Annotated in this window: 16 protein-coding genes and 1 pseudogene; 11 read left to right on the plus strand and 6 right to left on the minus strand. The window is 37.6% G+C overall.

The window, feature by feature from the left end; all coding sequences use genetic code 11:
• Positions 1–137: 137 nt before the first annotated feature.
• Complete coding sequence (locus tag WQ54_RS21100) at positions 138–785, plus strand: ThuA domain-containing protein (protein ID WP_046587016.1); 648 nt, start codon at positions 138–140, stop codon at positions 783–785.
• 94 nt (positions 786–879) lie between these two features.
• Here WQ54_RS21100 and WQ54_RS21105 read toward each other — a convergent pair whose 3' ends face one another.
• Positions 880–1,785, minus strand: coding sequence for a TIGR01777 family oxidoreductase (locus WQ54_RS21105; RefSeq protein ID WP_046587018.1), 906 nt, complete (start codon positions 1,783–1,785; stop codon positions 880–882).
• A gap of 200 nt (positions 1,786–1,985) precedes the next feature.
• Between WQ54_RS21105 and WQ54_RS21110 the strand changes: the two genes are divergently transcribed.
• A complete protein-coding gene (locus WQ54_RS21110; protein ID WP_046587020.1) occupies positions 1,986–2,855 on the plus strand; it encodes a sulfurtransferase in 870 nt (289 codons plus the stop codon).
• Positions 2,856–2,940: 85 nt separating this feature from the next.
• Here WQ54_RS21110 and WQ54_RS33830 read toward each other — a convergent pair whose 3' ends face one another.
• Positions 2,941–3,102: a hypothetical protein gene (locus WQ54_RS33830; RefSeq protein ID WP_156178036.1), complete on the minus strand. Its 162-nt coding sequence runs from the start codon at positions 3,100–3,102 to the stop codon at positions 2,941–2,943.
• A gap of 62 nt (positions 3,103–3,164) precedes the next feature.
• Positions 3,165–4,007 carry a helix-turn-helix transcriptional regulator gene (locus tag WQ54_RS21115; protein ID WP_046587022.1) on the minus strand — a complete coding sequence of 281 codons (843 nt, stop codon included), beginning with the start codon at positions 4,005–4,007 and terminating at the stop codon, positions 3,165–3,167.
• Positions 4,008–4,116: 109 nt separating this feature from the next.
• Between WQ54_RS21115 and fabF the strand changes: the two genes are divergently transcribed.
• The 6 genes and pseudogenes from fabF to WQ54_RS21140 all read left to right on the plus strand — a co-directional run bounded on the left by fabF (position 4,117) and on the right by WQ54_RS21140 (position 9,982).
• Positions 4,117–5,352, plus strand: a complete 1,236-nt coding sequence (gene fabF, locus WQ54_RS21120) for a beta-ketoacyl-ACP synthase II (RefSeq protein WP_046587023.1) — start codon at positions 4,117–4,119, stop codon at positions 5,350–5,352.
• A gap of 392 nt (positions 5,353–5,744) precedes the next feature.
• On the plus strand, positions 5,745–6,419 hold the full coding sequence (locus WQ54_RS21125) for a response regulator transcription factor (protein WP_046587025.1): 675 nt from the start codon (positions 5,745–5,747) through the stop codon (positions 6,417–6,419).
• Positions 6,416–7,756 carry a HAMP domain-containing sensor histidine kinase gene (locus tag WQ54_RS21130; RefSeq protein ID WP_046587028.1) on the plus strand — a complete coding sequence of 447 codons (1,341 nt, stop codon included), beginning with the start codon at positions 6,416–6,418 and terminating at the stop codon, positions 7,754–7,756. Before WQ54_RS21125 ends, WQ54_RS21130 begins: the two co-directional genes overlap by 4 nt.
• An 82-nt stretch (positions 7,757–7,838) precedes the next feature.
• Positions 7,839–8,423 (plus strand): hypothetical protein, encoded by a 585-nt coding sequence (locus tag WQ54_RS32050; protein WP_156178037.1) that lies wholly within the window; start codon positions 7,839–7,841, stop codon positions 8,421–8,423.
• Positions 8,369–8,890, plus strand: coding sequence for a hypothetical protein (locus tag WQ54_RS32055; RefSeq protein ID WP_156178038.1), 522 nt, complete (start codon positions 8,369–8,371; stop codon positions 8,888–8,890). The genes WQ54_RS32050 and WQ54_RS32055 overlap by 55 nt, the downstream gene beginning before the upstream one ends.
• A 245-nt stretch (positions 8,891–9,135) precedes the next feature.
• Positions 9,136–9,982: pseudogene (locus WQ54_RS21140) on the plus strand (aldo/keto reductase).
• A 40-nt stretch (positions 9,983–10,022) separates the two neighbouring features.
• On the opposite strand, the gene WQ54_RS21145 reads toward WQ54_RS21140, so the two are convergent.
• Together WQ54_RS21145 and WQ54_RS21150 are read right to left on the minus strand one after the other, a co-directional pair.
• The gene (locus WQ54_RS21145; protein WP_046587030.1) at positions 10,023–10,400 is read right to left on the minus strand and encodes a PH domain-containing protein; all 378 of its coding nucleotides are present in this window, start codon (positions 10,398–10,400) and stop codon (positions 10,023–10,025) included.
• Between the two features lie 370 nt (positions 10,401–10,770).
• Positions 10,771–11,688: an AraC family transcriptional regulator gene (locus WQ54_RS21150; protein ID WP_046587032.1), complete on the minus strand. Its 918-nt coding sequence runs from the start codon at positions 11,686–11,688 to the stop codon at positions 10,771–10,773.
• 203 nt (positions 11,689–11,891) lie between these two features.
• Here WQ54_RS21150 and WQ54_RS21155 point away from each other — a divergent pair, with 203 nt between their 5' ends.
• From WQ54_RS21155 to fbp, 3 genes are all read left to right on the plus strand, one after another.
• Positions 11,892–12,872: an aldo/keto reductase gene (locus WQ54_RS21155; protein WP_046587034.1), complete on the plus strand. Its 981-nt coding sequence runs from the start codon at positions 11,892–11,894 to the stop codon at positions 12,870–12,872.
• 238 nt (positions 12,873–13,110) lie between these two features.
• On the plus strand, positions 13,111–14,289 hold the full coding sequence (locus WQ54_RS21160) for an MFS transporter (RefSeq protein WP_046587035.1): 1,179 nt from the start codon (positions 13,111–13,113) through the stop codon (positions 14,287–14,289).
• A gap of 532 nt (positions 14,290–14,821) precedes the next feature.
• A complete protein-coding gene (gene fbp / locus WQ54_RS21165; protein ID WP_046587037.1) occupies positions 14,822–16,756 on the plus strand; it encodes a fructose-1,6-bisphosphatase in 1,935 nt (644 codons plus the stop codon).
• 165 nt (positions 16,757–16,921) lie between these two features.
• Here fbp and WQ54_RS33835 read toward each other — a convergent pair whose 3' ends face one another.
• Entirely contained in the window at positions 16,922–17,068 is a 147-nt protein-coding gene (locus WQ54_RS33835) for a BH0509 family protein (protein WP_156178039.1), read from the minus strand.
• Positions 17,069–17,231 lie beyond the last annotated feature (163 nt).

Consider the following 17,231-nt stretch of genomic DNA (forward strand, 5'->3'; position numbering starts at 1 on the left):
ACTATTATATCAATGTAAGTGCAGCAAGCAAGATAAAGTTTTCCAGATAAATAAAAATGGATAGGTTGATAGAAGGCAAGAATAGGATCTTTGATCAATGAAACAAAGCATTAAAGGAATTGGATGGTGTATGATAAATGAAAAAAATCGTTGCCCTATTAGGTGATTACTGGCATGAAGCTGATGCTGCGCAAGCAGGCTTAGAAGCAGCACTATCAAGATTGCCTTACAACACCGAAATTAGAGTTCAATACTTAACACATACAGATGTTTCACAAGCACTTGATGAGAAACCGCCATTATTTATTAATGCAAAAATGAACGAGCTTAATCCAAAGGATAAGCATGTTATGACATGGTTGACAGATGAATTGGATGATAAAATTGTCAATTATGTAAAGGCAGGAGGAAGCATGCTGGCTTGGCATGCCGGTTTGGCCAGCTATCCAAGTGACAGCAGGTACATTCAAATGCTGAGTGGCTATTTCGATTATCATCCGCCAGGACTTCAAGAGGTTACATATAGTTATAAGGATAAAGAAAATACGGGAGAACAGACATTTTTACTCTCTGACGAACAATATTTTGTGATTTGTGATCATGCAAAGACCGAAATTGACCTTTGGAGTACAGGAGCCGATGGAGATTCCATTGGAGGCTGGAAACATTCCTATGGAAAAGGGAAGGTATGCTGCTTTACTCCGGCACACACAAAAGAAGGCATGCTGAATAAAAATGTCTCAAGCTTGTTAGCCGAGAAACTAAATTGGGCAATTTCTCGCTGAAAAGGATAAGAAAGATGGGTGAAAAAGTCCAAAAACCTATGCCGAACGTTTCTGGACTTTTTAAAATGTGATAATAAAATTAAACATAAACTGCCTACTGTATTTTCAGCAAATCCACCAAAGCTGAATCTAATGATGAAAAATTGAAATTAAATCCTTCTTCAAGCAATACCTTAGGGATAACATGCTGACCTTCTAGTACAAGTTTGCTTTTTTGTCCAAGGAGGAGCTTCATTGCGATCGAAGGGACAGGAAGCCAATGAGGGCGATGTAAAATGGAACCAATTGTCCTGCCAAATTCCTTCATCTTTACTGGTGATGGAGCTGTAACGTTGACAGGCCCAAAGATCCTATCATTTTTTATAACAAAGGCGATGGATCGGACAACATCTGCTACATGAACCCACGACACCCATTGTTCACCGCTGCCAACAGTTCCTCCTGCAAACAGACGGTAGGGAAGCACCATAAGAGGAAGTGCACCTTCTTTTTTGCCAAGAACAACACCGAATCTCATTAAAACAGCACGAATTTCAAGGGATTCTACCTGTTTGGCTTTTGCTTCCCAGTCATATACCGTTTTACCTAAAAAATCATTTGCTGGTTCAAATGTATCCTCCGTATATACACTTGTTAGTGAAGGGGGGTATATACCGATCGCACTTGCATTAATATAAACAGACGGCTTTTTAGGCAGGGCTGATATAATTCGTATTATCTCATCCGTTGCTTTCATTCGGCTGTGATAAATCTGCTTCCTATGGGCTGAATTCCATCGTCCTGCATTAATGGAAACACCAGCTAAATTGATGAAGGCATCGGCAAGTTTTATCTCTTTTTCAGGAGCAGTGCCTTTTTCAAGCCATTGTATATACGAAATTTGACCTGAAGAGTTTTTCTTCTTCCTTGATAGGATGACAATTTCATGTCCTTCTTGGACAAGGGTGTCGGTTAATTTTTGTCCAATAAACCCTGATCCACCTGCAATGACGATTCTCATGTTCTCCCTCCGATTCAAAACAATACATACTATTATTATCTCTTATTGCACTCTTATTTGTAAAATATTACTGAAGGCAAGAGAGTGTAAAAGAATTCAATAATGGAAGACTTATTAGATATAATGGTATGATTGGAAAAACCACTAGTTTAATAAACTTTGAATAAGCATTGATAATCATTATGACAAGGAGAATGACTATGCAAAATATTGTCAGTACAAAATGGCTTGCTGCTGAAATTGAAAAAAAGAATAATAAACTGGTCATCGTCGATACACGTTTTAATTTAGGCAATCCACTGGAAGGATATCATCAATATATAGAAGGACATATACCGGGTGCTGTTTATGCTGATCTTGAAAAACATCTTTCAGATCCTATTGACCAGCATGGCGGGCGTCATCCTTTGCCAGATACAGACTTATTAGCGAGAAACTTAGGTGAACTTGGAATCAACCATGATTCACAAGTCGTTATTTATGATGATCAAGGCGGAATGATTGCTTCAAGGCTTTGGTGGCTGCTTCACTACATAGGAGTTATCAATTCAGCTGTATTAGATGGAGGCTGGAGAAAATGGACAAGTGAAAACAACCAAATTAGCACGGTTATACCTAATCCTTCAGTTGAAACATTCCATCCGCGTGTAAATCCTGAGTGGAAATGGGTTGATCATAGAGAGGTGAATAAAAAGCTTCATCACCCAGATACCATTCTAATTGATTCAAGGGAAAATCCACGTTATCTAGGCGAATTCGAACCGATAGATCCAGTAGCTGGACATATACCAGGTGCAAAAAATTATTTTTGGAAAGATGTTTTGAATGAAGAAGGAAGCTTTAAGAAAAGGGATGAGTTAATTGCTTATTTCTCTGACGTTCCTCTAGATAAGGAAGTCATCGTTTATTGCGGATCTGGAGTTTCAGCATGTCCGAATATTCTTGCTTTAAAAGAAGCAGGATATCCAAATGTGACGCTATACCCAGGGAGCTGGAGCGATTGGATTACCTATCCAGACAATCCAATTGCTGTAGGAAATGAAAGTGAGCAGGATAAAGAGAAGAGATAGAGATTTTTAATAGGAAGAAAATGGGGGCTGTCTCGAAGCACAGAGGCAGCCCCATAAAAGAAGAATCTATTGTGGTTTAAAAAGCTTAATTCATCTCATCATCCAGCTTAGCTGCTTCTCCCAGCTTGTTCAAAGATTTCTTAAATGAATTTGCTCTATTTGTTACATTCTGCTCCAAATCAATCTCTTCCGTATTCGTATTCCAAATACTATATTTCATTTCATTTACTTCTTCTTTTTCTGGCATGTTATATACTCCTATTTTTTATTAAATAGCATTCGACAAGTTTGTCATTATATACCTAAATTTTATGAGTTATTTTCTATTAGGCGCTTTAACTTAGCTTCAGTACCAGTTTGATCGACAGGAGTATATACACTGCATCGGAGATCATTTTCTCCTTGAACCTGTAAAGAAGTCAGGTTAAATAACATTTTTCCAGCTTTAGCATGACGAAATTCGATTATTACCTCTGGTGCTGAACTTACTTCGCTTTGATTCCATAGTTCCTGAAATTCCGGATACTCTTGTTCCATCTGCTGAACAAAAGTTGAATACCACTGGTCGGCCATATATTGGCCGTAGTAGGTTCGAAAAATGGCTAGAAATCCTTTTACAAAATGTTCCCAATTAACAGCTAAACTTCTAAATTCCTTTCTTGAGAATAAAAGGTTAATGAGATTTCGCTTTTCCGGGGGAATCTTGTCAAAATCTAAAAACACATGCCTTGCCGCCTGATTCCAGCCAACAATATGGCAGTGTCTGTCCGAAATGATCGTTGGACAATATTGAAGTTCTTGCAGGATTTTCTCTAATGACGAGCTGATTTTTGTTTCTTTTTCAATCGTAATATTTGGTTTTGATCCTTCTTCAAGGGCTAATGCATATAAATATTTTCGTTCATCAGTGTTTAATTGTAAGGCGTTACATATCGCATCTAAAACTGAAATAGACACTTTAATATCTCTTCCTTGCTCTAACCATGTATACCAGGTGGTACTGACACCAGCCAACTGGGCAACTTCTTCTCGACGGAGACCGGGTGTTCTTCTGCGACCCCCGACAGGTAGTCCAACCATATGCGGATGTATTTTGGAACGCTGCGTTTTTAAAAATTCCGACAGCGCTTGAAGTCTCGTTTCTGGTTTCATGATGGACTCCTTCCTTATCGTAGTACTAATTATACCATGATAAACAACAACTTGTAATAGGATAACGATCGAGTAAAATAAACACAAGAAGATGTTGGGAGGGGTTATATTGAGTAGAGTAGTTATTACTGGAATGGGTGTTATTTCACCCCTTGGAAATAATGTAGAAACGTTTTGGAGCCATTTAGTGGAAGGCCGTTCTGGCATTTCCTTGATTGATACTATTGATGTATCTCATTCAAAAACAAAAATAGCAGGTATTGTGCACGATTTTGATCCTGAGAGCCGCTGGGGACGAAAAGAGGCTAGGAAAATGGATCGATTTTGCCAGTTTGCTTTAGCTGCAGCAGAGCAAGCATTTGAAGATTCCCAATTACAGCTAGACAAGATCGACCGTGAACGTTTTGGAGTATACATCGGTTCCGGAATTGGCGGAATCAATACCCTAATTGATAATGTTAATTTACTTAACGAACGAGGACCGGGAAGGGTAAGTCCTGGCTTGGTACCTATGATGATTTCGAATGCAGCAGCAGCTCAAATCAGTATTAGATTTGGAGCACTAGGTCCTTCGTTGTCACCAGTAACTGCATGTTCTATTGGTAACACGTCTATCGGTGAGGCGTTCAACATCATTCGAAACGGCGAAGCGGATGTGATATTTGCAGGCGGAGCAGAAGCGGCAATAACGAATTTATCGTTAGCAAGTTTCGGAAATGCAACAGCTTTATCAATGAGGAATGAGGAACCAACTTTAGCAAGTCGTCCATTTGATGCAAAGAGAGATGGATTTGTGATGAGTGAAGGAGCGGGGATAGTAGTGTTAGAATCACTGGACCACGCGGTACGAAGAGGTGCCCAAATTTATAGTGAAGTGATTGGGTATGGAGCAAGCTCAGATGCATATCATATGGTAGCAACACATCCAGAAGGAAATGGGGCCTTTTCGGCGATGAAAAATGCATTGATGAAGGCAAATCTATCAGCCGATGAAGTAGATATTATCAGCGCCCATGCAACAAGTACACAGGTAGGTGACCTATCTGAGACACTAGCCATAAAGCGGTTGTTTGGAGAATATGCTTATCAAATTCCAACTACGGCTAACAAATCCATGCTAGGTCATATGTTAGGTGCTGCCGGTGGGGCTGAGGCTATTGCTTTAGTGAAAACCCTAAGACATGGTATTGTACCACCAACCATAAATTTAGAAAATCCTGATCCTGAATGTGATTTGGATTATGTTTCTGAAGGTGCAAGACATGTTTCGCTTGAAATAGGTTTATCCAACTCATTTGGCTTTGGCGGCCACAATTCTGCTATCGTTTTAAAAAGGTATGAATAATCCATTAAAATATGTTGAGAGCCTATGTTTTTAAAAAATTTATAAACATAGGCTCTTTTAAATAAGATAATTATATTTACAGCATCAATTATTTTAGCTTTAACTAATTAAAGTTTCTAAGCGGAAAATTGGTTAAAATAGTTTACTAGAAAATAATTATGTAAACTGTAGGATCACCTAAACAATTAAATAGTAAATGTAAAAACTACCTCTCCTTATCAAATTTAAATGAATCATATACAAGAACGATAAATGTAATACATACTAGAATTATAGAGAAGGTGTTGAATTGGAAGCTGTCGAATTCTTCTTCAAACCATAAAAAGTAATTCTAGATCATTAATGAAATAAGTACAATTTTAGATAAATAAATTTGCAAGGAGTGAAAAATAATGGGTTTTACAATCCTTCATATTGAAGATGATGAAGAAATCGGCTCATGGGTTAGTGAGTTTTTTACTGAGCGCAGATATAAAGTGATTTGGTTGAAGTCAGGGCATCATGCTTTAGAACATATGGAGCAAATGGATATTGTGATCATGGACATCATGCTTCCTGGTCTTGACGGTTACACGGTCGGTCAGCGCATGAAGCAGAAGTTCCCTGAAATACCTATTGTGCTGCTCACAGCTAGAACTTCCATAGAAGATAAGCTGCAGGGGCTTGCCTTTGCAGATGATTATATGACGAAACCGTATCATCCTGATGAACTTGAAGCGCGGATTCAAATCCTGCTAAGGCGCTCAGGTGCTGTTTCGAGCGATCTGATTCAGCTGAATCATTTGAGGATTGATCGGAAAGCCAACCGCATTTTGAATGAAGAAACTAACACGGAAATTCTTCTCACCGGTAAACAGTTTCATATCTTTATGTATCTACTAGATCATTTAAATCAAATTTTGACTCAACGGCAAATATATGAAGCTGTGTGGAATGATCCCTATATAAAAGGGGATAAAACCCTAATGGTACACATCCGTCACATGCGTGAAAAAATAGAACTCGACCCCAGTGATCCCAAAATAATTGAGACAATTCGCGGCATTGGATATCGGTTGAAGATATGAATCTTAGAAAATCGCTTGTCACTAAATATTTGTTACTAATTTTCGCCTCTTTACTCATGTGGCCCATTTTACCAGCAATCTATTATTTACCTGACATCTTGCTTAAACAAGGTGAGATACATGAGCCGCAGGAAATAGTAAATATGTGGGACCGTGCAACTGAACAACTTAAAGAAGCTAAAGGGGATACCATCAATAAAACGCTAGGTAAGATACAAGATCGTTATCCTAAAGCAGAGCTGTTTTGGGTCGATAAAACAGGGAAAACTCATATGATCGGTAAGCAAATCAATGACATTCCAGAGAAATGGACACCTATGAATCTCATCAACTATCTTGAAAGGAAAAAGCAACAAGAGATATTTACTGTGACCGCTTCGATAGGTGAAAATGGAAGGCAAGGGTTTATGGTGTTTCAAATCCCAAAATCCTTTACCACGCTCGCAATTACTCCGGTAACTGGAAATCTCTTTTTAATCCTCATTATTTTTATCGCAGGTGTTTTAATCGTTACGGTCTCCTTGTTGTTCTTTTTAAATATTCGCAAAAGACTTATTCGACTTCAAATGGCTATGTCAGATCCGGTGCATACTGGAATCTCAGAAGAGGTTATTGTTAAAAACAGCGATGAAATAGGTCAGTTGGAAAAAGCTTTTAACAAGATGGTCACACAATTAAAAACCAGTCGTGCGCGGGAGAAGGAAGAAGAAAATATTCGAAAGCAATGGATCGCCAACTTATCTCACGATCTCAGGACGCCATTGACAGTCATTCAACAGCATGCCTACACTGTTCAGACTGATCCTTCTTCACCAAAAGCAATAAAGTCAATAGATATCATTATTAAAAAACTCAATGATGTTGGTAAATTATTAGAAAATCTACTCACCTATACATTGCTTTCAGCAGGAAAACACCCAATAAAACGGGAAAATATCGATGTTATTGAAGTATTACACCATGCCGTTGTTGAATGGTACCCTGTTTTAGAAAAAGAGGGCTTTCAAGTGGAGATCGATTTGCCGGATCATGCGTTAATCTGGAAAGTTGATCCTTTATGGGTACGATGTATCGTCGATAACCTCGTGCAAAATGTCACCAGATACGCCGGCTCTGGTCAATACATAAGGAGTGGTGTTATTGAACGGAAGGGCACAATATGCCTGTTTATTGAAGATAAAGGAGAAGGAATTAAGCACACTACAGAGGCGAAAGGTGCCGGTATTGGCTTGTCGATCGTTTCCCTCATGACAAAAGAAATGAACATTGATTGGGAGATATCCAGTTCTTCAAAAGGTACACTCCATTATTTAAGCCAGAACTTAAACAAAATTTAAACTTCCGGTCACCTTAATTTTCCATTTGCCGAGTAAAGTGGAAATTAAGGTGATTTTTATTTTTAATGGAAGGGTGTTGGAGTTGAATACTAACAAAACAAATGATCAATTGATACGAAATCGAAGTGCTAACTTTATCATTGTTTGGTCCATGATATACGGAGCGCTTCACTTATACTGGACGCTTGGTGGAGGAGGATATCCTTTCTTAAATGAGGATCTCGAATTATTCGCAGCCATCATTACCTATCTTCCCCCACAGGTTGGAAGCAGCCTATTCGTTATACTATGTGTCGTCGGTTTATTGGTTGGTGTGGTAATAAGAAGACCTGATAGAGTCATTCCAAAATGGTTTATTCTTACATTTTTATGGGGGACAGTCGTTGCATTGCTGTTCTTTGTAACAGATTCAAGCATGATTGCAGCAAAGGCTTATGCCTTTTTGCTTATATTTCAATTTAATTGGCTGATGCTGAATCAGATTATCTGTATTATCGGTGCCTTTTTGTTTGGTTTTGCCGCCATAGCATACCAAAGAAAAATGCGAAATGCCTGTCAACGTTGCGGCCGATCAGAAAATCAGAAACCGAAATTCCTCGTCCGATGGGGCAAATGGATTACCTATATAGCAGTGGTTGCACCTCTGCCATATGCAATAAGCCGTTAGCATGGGCGCTCGGTATCCCATTAGGAATGGACAAAAATCTCTTGCAAGATTTATCAAGCATCAATCCAATGCATCAGATTATTGAATGGGTATTCGGCTCACTATGTATTGCTGGAGGCATCCTCACTCTTGGCCTCATTCAAAAATGGGGCGAAAGATTCCCATTGTGGTTTCCCTTCATTGGCGGTAAAAGAGTCCCTGTTTTATTAGCAGTGATCCCAGCAACCTGTGTTGCCATTGCCGTAACAAGCGCCGGTTTTGTCTTTACCACATCCTTTATCGCAGTCAAATTTCAACTTGTACCAGCAGTTGGATTGTTAGCCAGCCAAATCTGGGGCACAGTTGGACCGATGCTTCTCTGGATTCCTTGGGGAGTAGCGTTAGGTTTGGCAGCTATCGCTTACTATTATCGGAGAAGAGGCCAGTGTAAATATTGTGGGAGAGGTGGGAGTGAAACGATATATTAATAAATCTAGTAGTACAACACTATGCTAGTAAAAATAAATGGATATCTATAAATTTATTATTTATATTTCAATAACGTTGTAAAGCTGCATTTTACTTATCAAAATGCAGCTTTACAACGTTAAACGACAAATTATAATTGAAAATAAAGAAAACGGATTACTTGCAACTGCGAAAAGTTTTCAAAAAGGAAAATGATTCATAACTATGGTACTCTTAAGATATTACGTGTAAGGAGTGGTAGATTATGAGTAGTTCAATTCCTGAAATAACACTTAATGATGGAGTGACGATTCCAGTTATTGACCTGGGTACATATACTCTTAAAGGAAATCAGGGCGCTAATTCCATTCAGTATGCAATTGATGAGTTGGGCTATCGGTTAATCGATTCGGCTTATAATTATGAAAACGAAGGAACTTTAGGAGAAGCAGTTAGACGCAGTTCAGTACCGAGAGAAGCGTTACGAATTACATCAAAAATTACCAGGTCGCTATCAGGCGTATGATCTTGCAGTAATGACAATTCAAGAATCCTTATATCGTGCAAATTTAGATTATTATGATTTATATCTTATTCATTGGCCAAATCCTAAACAGGGTACATATGTGGAAGCGTGGCAAGCATTAATTGACGCAAAAAGGCAAGGGCTTATTCGTTCGATTGGTGTTTGCAATTTTTTACCTGAACATCTTGAGCGTTTAGAAAAGGAAACAGGGGTAAAACCAAGTATTAACCAAATCGAATTACATCCTTTTTTTAATCAAGCCGAGCAAAGAAAATGGCATGAGGAGAATGATATTACTACTCAATCCTGGAGTCCATTAGCACGTGCGACAGAAGTCTTACATCATGACACGCTTCAAACAATTGCACATCATCATAACAAGTCGGTTTCACAAGTAATCTTACGCTGGCATTATCAGCTCGGATCCGTTTCAATTCCAAAATCTTCATCACCTGAGCGACAACGAGAAAATAGCTCCATTTTTGATTTTTCTCTCGATGAATCAGAAATGAACATGATTTCAGGGTTAACCAGGACTGATGGAAGACTCAAAAATCAGGATCCTGCAGAGTATGAAGAATATTAAATTTATCAAAAATCGCCCTCCAAACAGGAGGGCGATTGTCTTATTTTAATACATAGGCTGCTAACGTTTTTTGTACATCGTAAATATTCTTATCTTTCTTAAATGTTTTTGCTACAGGCTCGGTCGTACTTGAAATCCAAATCTTAAGCTCAGCATCTAAATCAAATGTACCAGCAGTCTCTACGCTAAAGTGGGTTATATTACGATAAGGAATAGAATGATATTCAACCTTTTTACCTGTCATGCCTTGCTTATCAATAAGAAGCAATCTTTTATCTGTAAACACGATAAGGTCACGGATTAACTTAAATGCCTTTTCCACTTTTTCATTTTCCGCGAGTACTAATTCTATATTTTTTGAAACTGTGCCAAGATCTGCTTCAGAAGCATTTCCAAGAAAACCATCTAATATTCCCATATAATCCCTCCTTTGATCATTTCCTTTCATTATAAACGATATTCATCAGGTGATTGAAGTTTTTTCATATACATCCTTCTAACGTTATTCCATTTGTCAAATGAGCTATTGTAATCTATTGAACAAAGTGATTAATAGATTCAGAGTTATTGAGCGGATTTGATTAAATAGATAAGAATGCAATAAGCCTGTAGTCTATTCAATTATGCCTTGCTTTTGTAATTGCAGTGGATGAAGATGTTGTGCTGAATGAAGTAATTATTCGTCCTGCTATCTAATACTCATGAAATATAAAAATACATAATGCCAATGTTGGCATAAGTCTGCATTGGCATAAAACTATCTTTACATTGTTGTTAGATTAACAGATTTATGCATTGATTTTTTGGTCGTATTTCTCCCTCATGCGTTTAATATCTTCTCTTGGTGGAAGACCAAACATACGGGAATATTCCCGGCTAAATTGCGATGGACTTTCGTACCCTACACGAAATGCAACATCTGCAGCATCTGTTGATTCCGATAATAACAGACGTCTGGCTTCCTGCAGTCTCAGTTGTTTTTGGAACTGAATCGGGCTCATAGCGGTGATTTCTTTAAAGTGTCGATGTAGCGAAGCAGTACTCATATTAGCTATTGCAGAAAGCTCCTCAATTAGAAAAGCCCTGTTAAAATTTTTCATAATATATTCGACAACGTCTCTGATACGATAGGTATAACTTCCTTCTATTACGATTTGTTTTAAGGTATTCCCATGGGGACCTTGAAGAACTCTATAAAGAATTTCTTTTGTGAACAAAGGAGCAAGAACTGGGATATCTTTTGGATTGTCCAGCAAACGAGATAACCTGATCACTGGATCTATCAACGTTGGTTCGATTTTGCTAACAAAAAGTGCTCGTTTTAGTCTGTTTTTTGGTTCAACTTCCATTTTAGAATCACTTAAAACTTCTAAGATTTGATTCGGTGTAAATTCTAGTTTAAGAGCCAAATACGGAACGTCAGGAGAAGCTTTTATAACTTGCCCAGTTACGGGTAAGTTAACAGATGCAACTAGGTAATCAGAAGGACCGTACGTAAAACGTTCCTTTGATAGCAATATCTCCTTCTCTCCTTGAATGACCATGCAAAAGGATGGCTTGTAAACTCCATAAAGTGGTTCGGTTACCATGGATTCACGAATAAAAAATAATGACGGAACAGCAGTTTTATGAACACCGTCCTTTCCCGGATACCTTTCAATAAGGTTTGTGAGTTCATGCTGCTGATTGAATATTCGCTCAGACATATTGATTCTCCTTATTTGCTTTGTTTTTAATAGTTTCATTCTAAAGCAAATTAGATGATAGTGTAAGTGGTTGTGAGAGGATTAGGCAATCATTTGATACGAATGTGATAACGGTTGCTTTTTCATCTGTTGCATAATAAGAATACATAATCACGATAAACATCATTGAATGTAAAAGTTTAAAAAAAGTGGGGATTATGAATATGGAATATGTGAAACTTGGAAATACAGGCTTAGATGTATCCAAGCTTTGTCTTGGTTGTATGAGCTTTGGTGTGGCAGAGAGATGGCTTCATCCATGGGTACTTAATGAGGAGCGCACACGCCCAATTATAAAAAAAGCACTTGAGGCAGGGATTAACTTTTTCGATACGGCGAATGTGTATTCGGATGGAACAAGTGAGGAGATTGTAGGAAGGGCTTTAAACGATTATGCAAATCGAGATGAAGTTGTTCTTGCTACAAAGGTCTTTTTTCCAATGCATGATGGTCCAAATGGTTCTGGTCTTTCCCGAAAAGCAATCCTGAGCGAAATTGATAATAGTCTTAAGAGACTGGGAACCGATTATGTAGATCTTTATATCATCCACCGATGGGACTACGATACGCCCATTGAAGAAACGATGGAAGCTCTCCATGAAGTTGTGAAGTCTGGGAAAGCAAGATATATTGGTGCATCAGCGATGCATGCATGGCAGTTCCAAAAGGCTTTGCATGTAGCAGAGAAAAATGGATGGACCCGTTTTGTTTCAATGCAGAATCATTTGAACCTCATTTACCGTGAAGAGGAAAGGGAGATGCTGCCGCTATGCAGGGAAGAAAAAATTGCGGTGACGCCATATAGTCCGCTCGCCTCAGGGAGATTAACACGTGATTGGTCGGAAACAACGCATCGTTCTGAAACGGATCAAATTCAAAAATCGAAATATGATGCGACGGCTGAAGCAGATCGATTAGTTGTGGAACGGGTTGCAGCAATAGCAGAAAAGCGTGGCGTACCACGTATTCATATTGCACTTGCCTGGCTGCTTCAGAAAGAAACAGTAGCTGCTCCTATTATCGGCGCTACGAAAATCTCTCATCTTGAAGATGCCGTAGGTGCTCTTTCGATTAAGTTATCACCTGAAGAAATAAATCTATTAGAAGAACCATATGTACCTCATCAAATAGTAGGTTTTAAGTAAGGGTTGCCATAACAAATTCACTTTCAATAGCTTTTATATGTAATATTCAACTTGAGGCGAAAGCCCTGATCTCTTTTAATTTGAAGGATATCAGGGTCTATTTACATTATTGTTCGAAAATTAGGACAAATGCCAAAATGGCCTTTGTAATACATGCCTAGATTTACTTATAGTAGTAAATGCTCCAGTTTTAGCTTGCTTTTAAAATAATTTTGATCATTTTTGGAGGAGGAATAAGATGGAGCGATTATGGACTAAGTCTTATATTTTTATAATAATAGGGATGTTTTCCCTATTTATCGCATTTTATATGCTCTACCCAACGCTGCCGCTTTTTATTACGCAAATTGGCGGGAATGAATCACAGGTCGGTCTTGCGATGGGGACCTTTATGTTATCTGCCGTAATTTTTCGACCTATTGTAGGGGGACTTTTGGATCGGTTCGGCAGACTTCCTTTTATCATCGGCGGTTTAATTCTTTTCGCTTTTTCGATGTACATATATAACTGGGTTGGCGGACTCGTTGTTTTGATGGGGCTTAGAATATTACACGGGATGAGCTGGGCTATTTCTACAACCTCTATCCTAACGGCGATTACAGATATGATTCCATCTTCCCGTCGTGGAGAAGGGCTGGGGTGGTCTGGCATGGCCACGACCTTAGCAATGGCAATCGGTCCGATGCTCGGTATATGGGTGACGCAGAACCTATCGTATCACGCTCTGTTTTTAATGGCAGTCGGTTTTTCTGTTACAGCGTTACTTCTTATGATTAGAATAAAAATTCCTTTTCAGCCGCAATCTAACTCAAGGAAAATCGAGCTTTTCGAAAAATCAATCTTACCTGTCACGTTAACAGTCTTTTTTCTATTTATTGCTTATGGTGGTATAACGACCTTTGTTCCGTTGTTCGCAGAATCGATTGATGTCAATTCCGGCACCTTTTTTCTGATCTATGCCGCAACGCTTGTTCTGATTCGTCCCACTGCTGGGAAACTTTCAGACCGGTATGGTGAGTCGTTTGTCATTGGACCAGCCCTAATTGTAACGATTTTAGCTTTGATCGTCTTAGGATTTTCAACTGGATTGTTCGGTGTGCTTCTTTCAGCAGTTTTATATGGTATTGGCTTTGGATCTGCACAGCCAGCTCTTCAAGCCGCAACGATCCGTCTTGTTCTTCCAGACCGAACAGGTGTAGCCAATGCTTCTTTTTCGACTGCTACTGACCTTGGAATTGGGCTTGGTGCAATGATTCTAGGGTGGATATCACAGCAAACTAGCTATCAGGTGTTGTTCACGGTCAGTGCCGTTTCTGTTGCGTTTTCATTACTAGTGTTCACCTTTTCAGTGAAACGTTTATTAAAAAACAAAGGGCTTAACTCGCTGAATAATTCTCTGCCTTCCAAAACAGGCTGATACAACTTATAATGAAGGAGAAAGGATTCACTTTATGGATCCCCAAAATAAAAATTATATCGAGGCTGTATCAAAATGGAATTGTTCATTTGATACAGCCTTCATTCATTCAGAAAGTTACCATTAGCAGATCCTACTATCGCATGAAGCATGTATGAATCTTTGATGTAAACCCTCTTCGAAATATGTAAGCGAAGATCATTCTCATTTAGATGTCCCTTTTCCTATTGACCATTTTCTATATGACCATTAAAATAGCAATTATTCTAATATTTCTAATTTATTCAACTGTTTCCACAGGTATTTATTGTTACTTTAGACTTTTCTGATGCAGTTTCCCCTGTCAATAAGTAGCCTATTATTCTTTTTACAATTATGATGAAGAGGAAATGTCCTTTGGAATCGCAAACAAAGACAATAAAAATATGAGTTTAGTTATAATGAAAATGTAAGTTTTCTTTTATAATGTAAATATTTAGTGTTATCATGTAGATGAAAAATTTTGATGAGTATTGAAAGGGGATACAAGGTTTTGAACAAAAAACACCTAGATTTACTGGCCCAAATCTATGATAGTGAAGAAAAAGTGGTTACAGAAATTATTAATCTAGAAGCCATTCTAAACCTACCAAAAGGGACAGAACATTTTGTCAGTGATTTACACGGGGAGTATCAAGCCTTTCAACATGTGTTGAGGAATGGATCTGGGAAGGTCAAAGAGAAAATTGAAGACATTTATAAAAAGGTATTAACTGAAAAAGAAATTAAAGAATTTTCAACCTTAGTTTATTATCCTGAAGAGAAAATTAAGTTAATTAAGAATAATTTTGACAATGAAAAAGAATTACACCAATGGTACACCGTAATCATTGAGCGTATGATTAAGCTTATTTCTTATGCCTCCTCTAAATATACACGCTCGAAATTGCGAAAAGCATTACCTAATCAATTTGTTTATATTATTGAGGAGCTATTATACAAAACGGATGAATTTACGAATTTTAAAGAACCTTATTATTCAAAGATTGTCCAGCAAATTATTACCTTGGGACAAGCTGATAAGCTTATAATCGGTCTTGCATATACGACTCAGAGATTGGTTGTTGATCATCTACACGTGGTTGGAGATATTTATGACCGGGGTCCAGAGCCAGATAAAATTATGGAAGCTCTAATAAATTATCATTCTGTTGATATTCAATGGGGAAATCATGATGTTCTATGGATCGGTGCTTTTGCTGGTTCAAAGGTTTGTCTTGCAAATATTATTCGGATTTGTGCACGCTACAACAATTTGGATATTATTGAAGATGTGTATGGCATTAATCTTAGACCGCTTCTTAATTTGGCGGAGAAATATTATGGAGACAACCCACCCTTTAGACCAAAAATCCAATCAGACGACAAGATCTCTGAGGATGAGCGATTACAAATTACCAAAATTCATCAAGCAATTGCAATGATTCAGTTCAAGCTGGAAAGTCCTATTATAAAACGACGCCCGAACTTTAATATGTCAGAAAGGCTTTTACTTGAGAAAGTTGATTATGACAAAAATGAAATCACGATTCAGGGGAAAACATATCCTCTAGAAAATGCGTGCTTTGCAACGATTAATCCCGAGCAGCCTGATCAGCTATTAGAGGAAGAAGAGCAAGTAATGGAAAAGCTGTTATTTTCCGTTCAGCATTCCGAAAAGTTAGCTAGACATATGAATTTCCTTATGAAAAAAGGCAGTCTTTATTTAAAATATAATGGTAATCTTTTAATACATGGGTGTATTCCTTTAGATGAAGAAGGAAATATGGAAAAAATGATCATTGAAGGTAAAACCTATGCAGGTCGTGAATTACTTGATGTGTTTGAACATTATTTACGCTATTCTTTTGCACATCCTGAAGAGACAGATGATCTTGCAACAGATATGGTCTGGTATTTATGGACAGGAGAATACTCATCACTCTTTGGCAAAAGAGCAATGACCACCTTTGAAAGGTATTTTATTAAGGATAAGGCAACCCATAAAGAAAAAAAGAACCCATATTACCACTTGCGTGAAAATGAGGAAACATGCCGTAAAATTCTAGCAGAATTTGATCTTGACCCTGAACAAGGTCATATCATAAATGGCCATACACCTGTAAAGGAAATTGAAGGAGAAAATCCAATTAAGGCAAAAGGAAAAATGATTGTTATTGACGGCGGATTCTCGAAGGCTTATCAAAAAACAACAGGTATTGCTGGTTACACGTTATTATACAATTCCTTCGGTATGCAGCTTGTCGCCCACCAACATTTTAATTCAAAGGATGATGTTCTCTTAAACGGAACAGATGTATTATCAGTGAAAAGAATTGTTGATAAAGAACTTGAAAGAAAAAAGGTACTAGAAACGAATGTTGGAGAGGAATTATTACAGGAAGTTTCAATTTTGAATAGTTTGATGGAATATCGCTATATGAATTAAGATTTTCAAGTAATTTGAATCATGTTTAGTAATCATATGATAACAAGCAGAATCTTCTTTTTTACTATCAGGAGATTCTGCAATTTTGTGCACAATGTTCGATTTAAAAATAAAAAGCTTTTGTACTGTGTACAAAAGCTGTATTTTTATCATTTCATTTTTAAATTACATATAATCATAGCAAGAATCTACAAAATAGAGCCAGTGATAATATTCAATCTGTGAATCTGTCATTTTAGCAATTTCTTTTTCATTGAATTTTTGTTTGTCTAATAATTGCTTGACTTTGCTATCTCTTGCTAGTTGGCTCATTATAAATCCCCCTTATATTTTGAGAAGTAGTAAAGTAACTACATTCTGTAAACACCACTGTATTATTTCTTAATAGTATTATATATCTCAAAGTGAGATAAAACCAATATCACTTTGAGATATATTTGCTAAAACTTATATATAAATGTTATTTATTGCTGCT

Source organism: Bacillus sp. SA1-12, assembly GCF_000981385.1.
GTDB lineage: Bacteria > Bacillota > Bacilli > Bacillales > Bacillaceae > Metabacillus.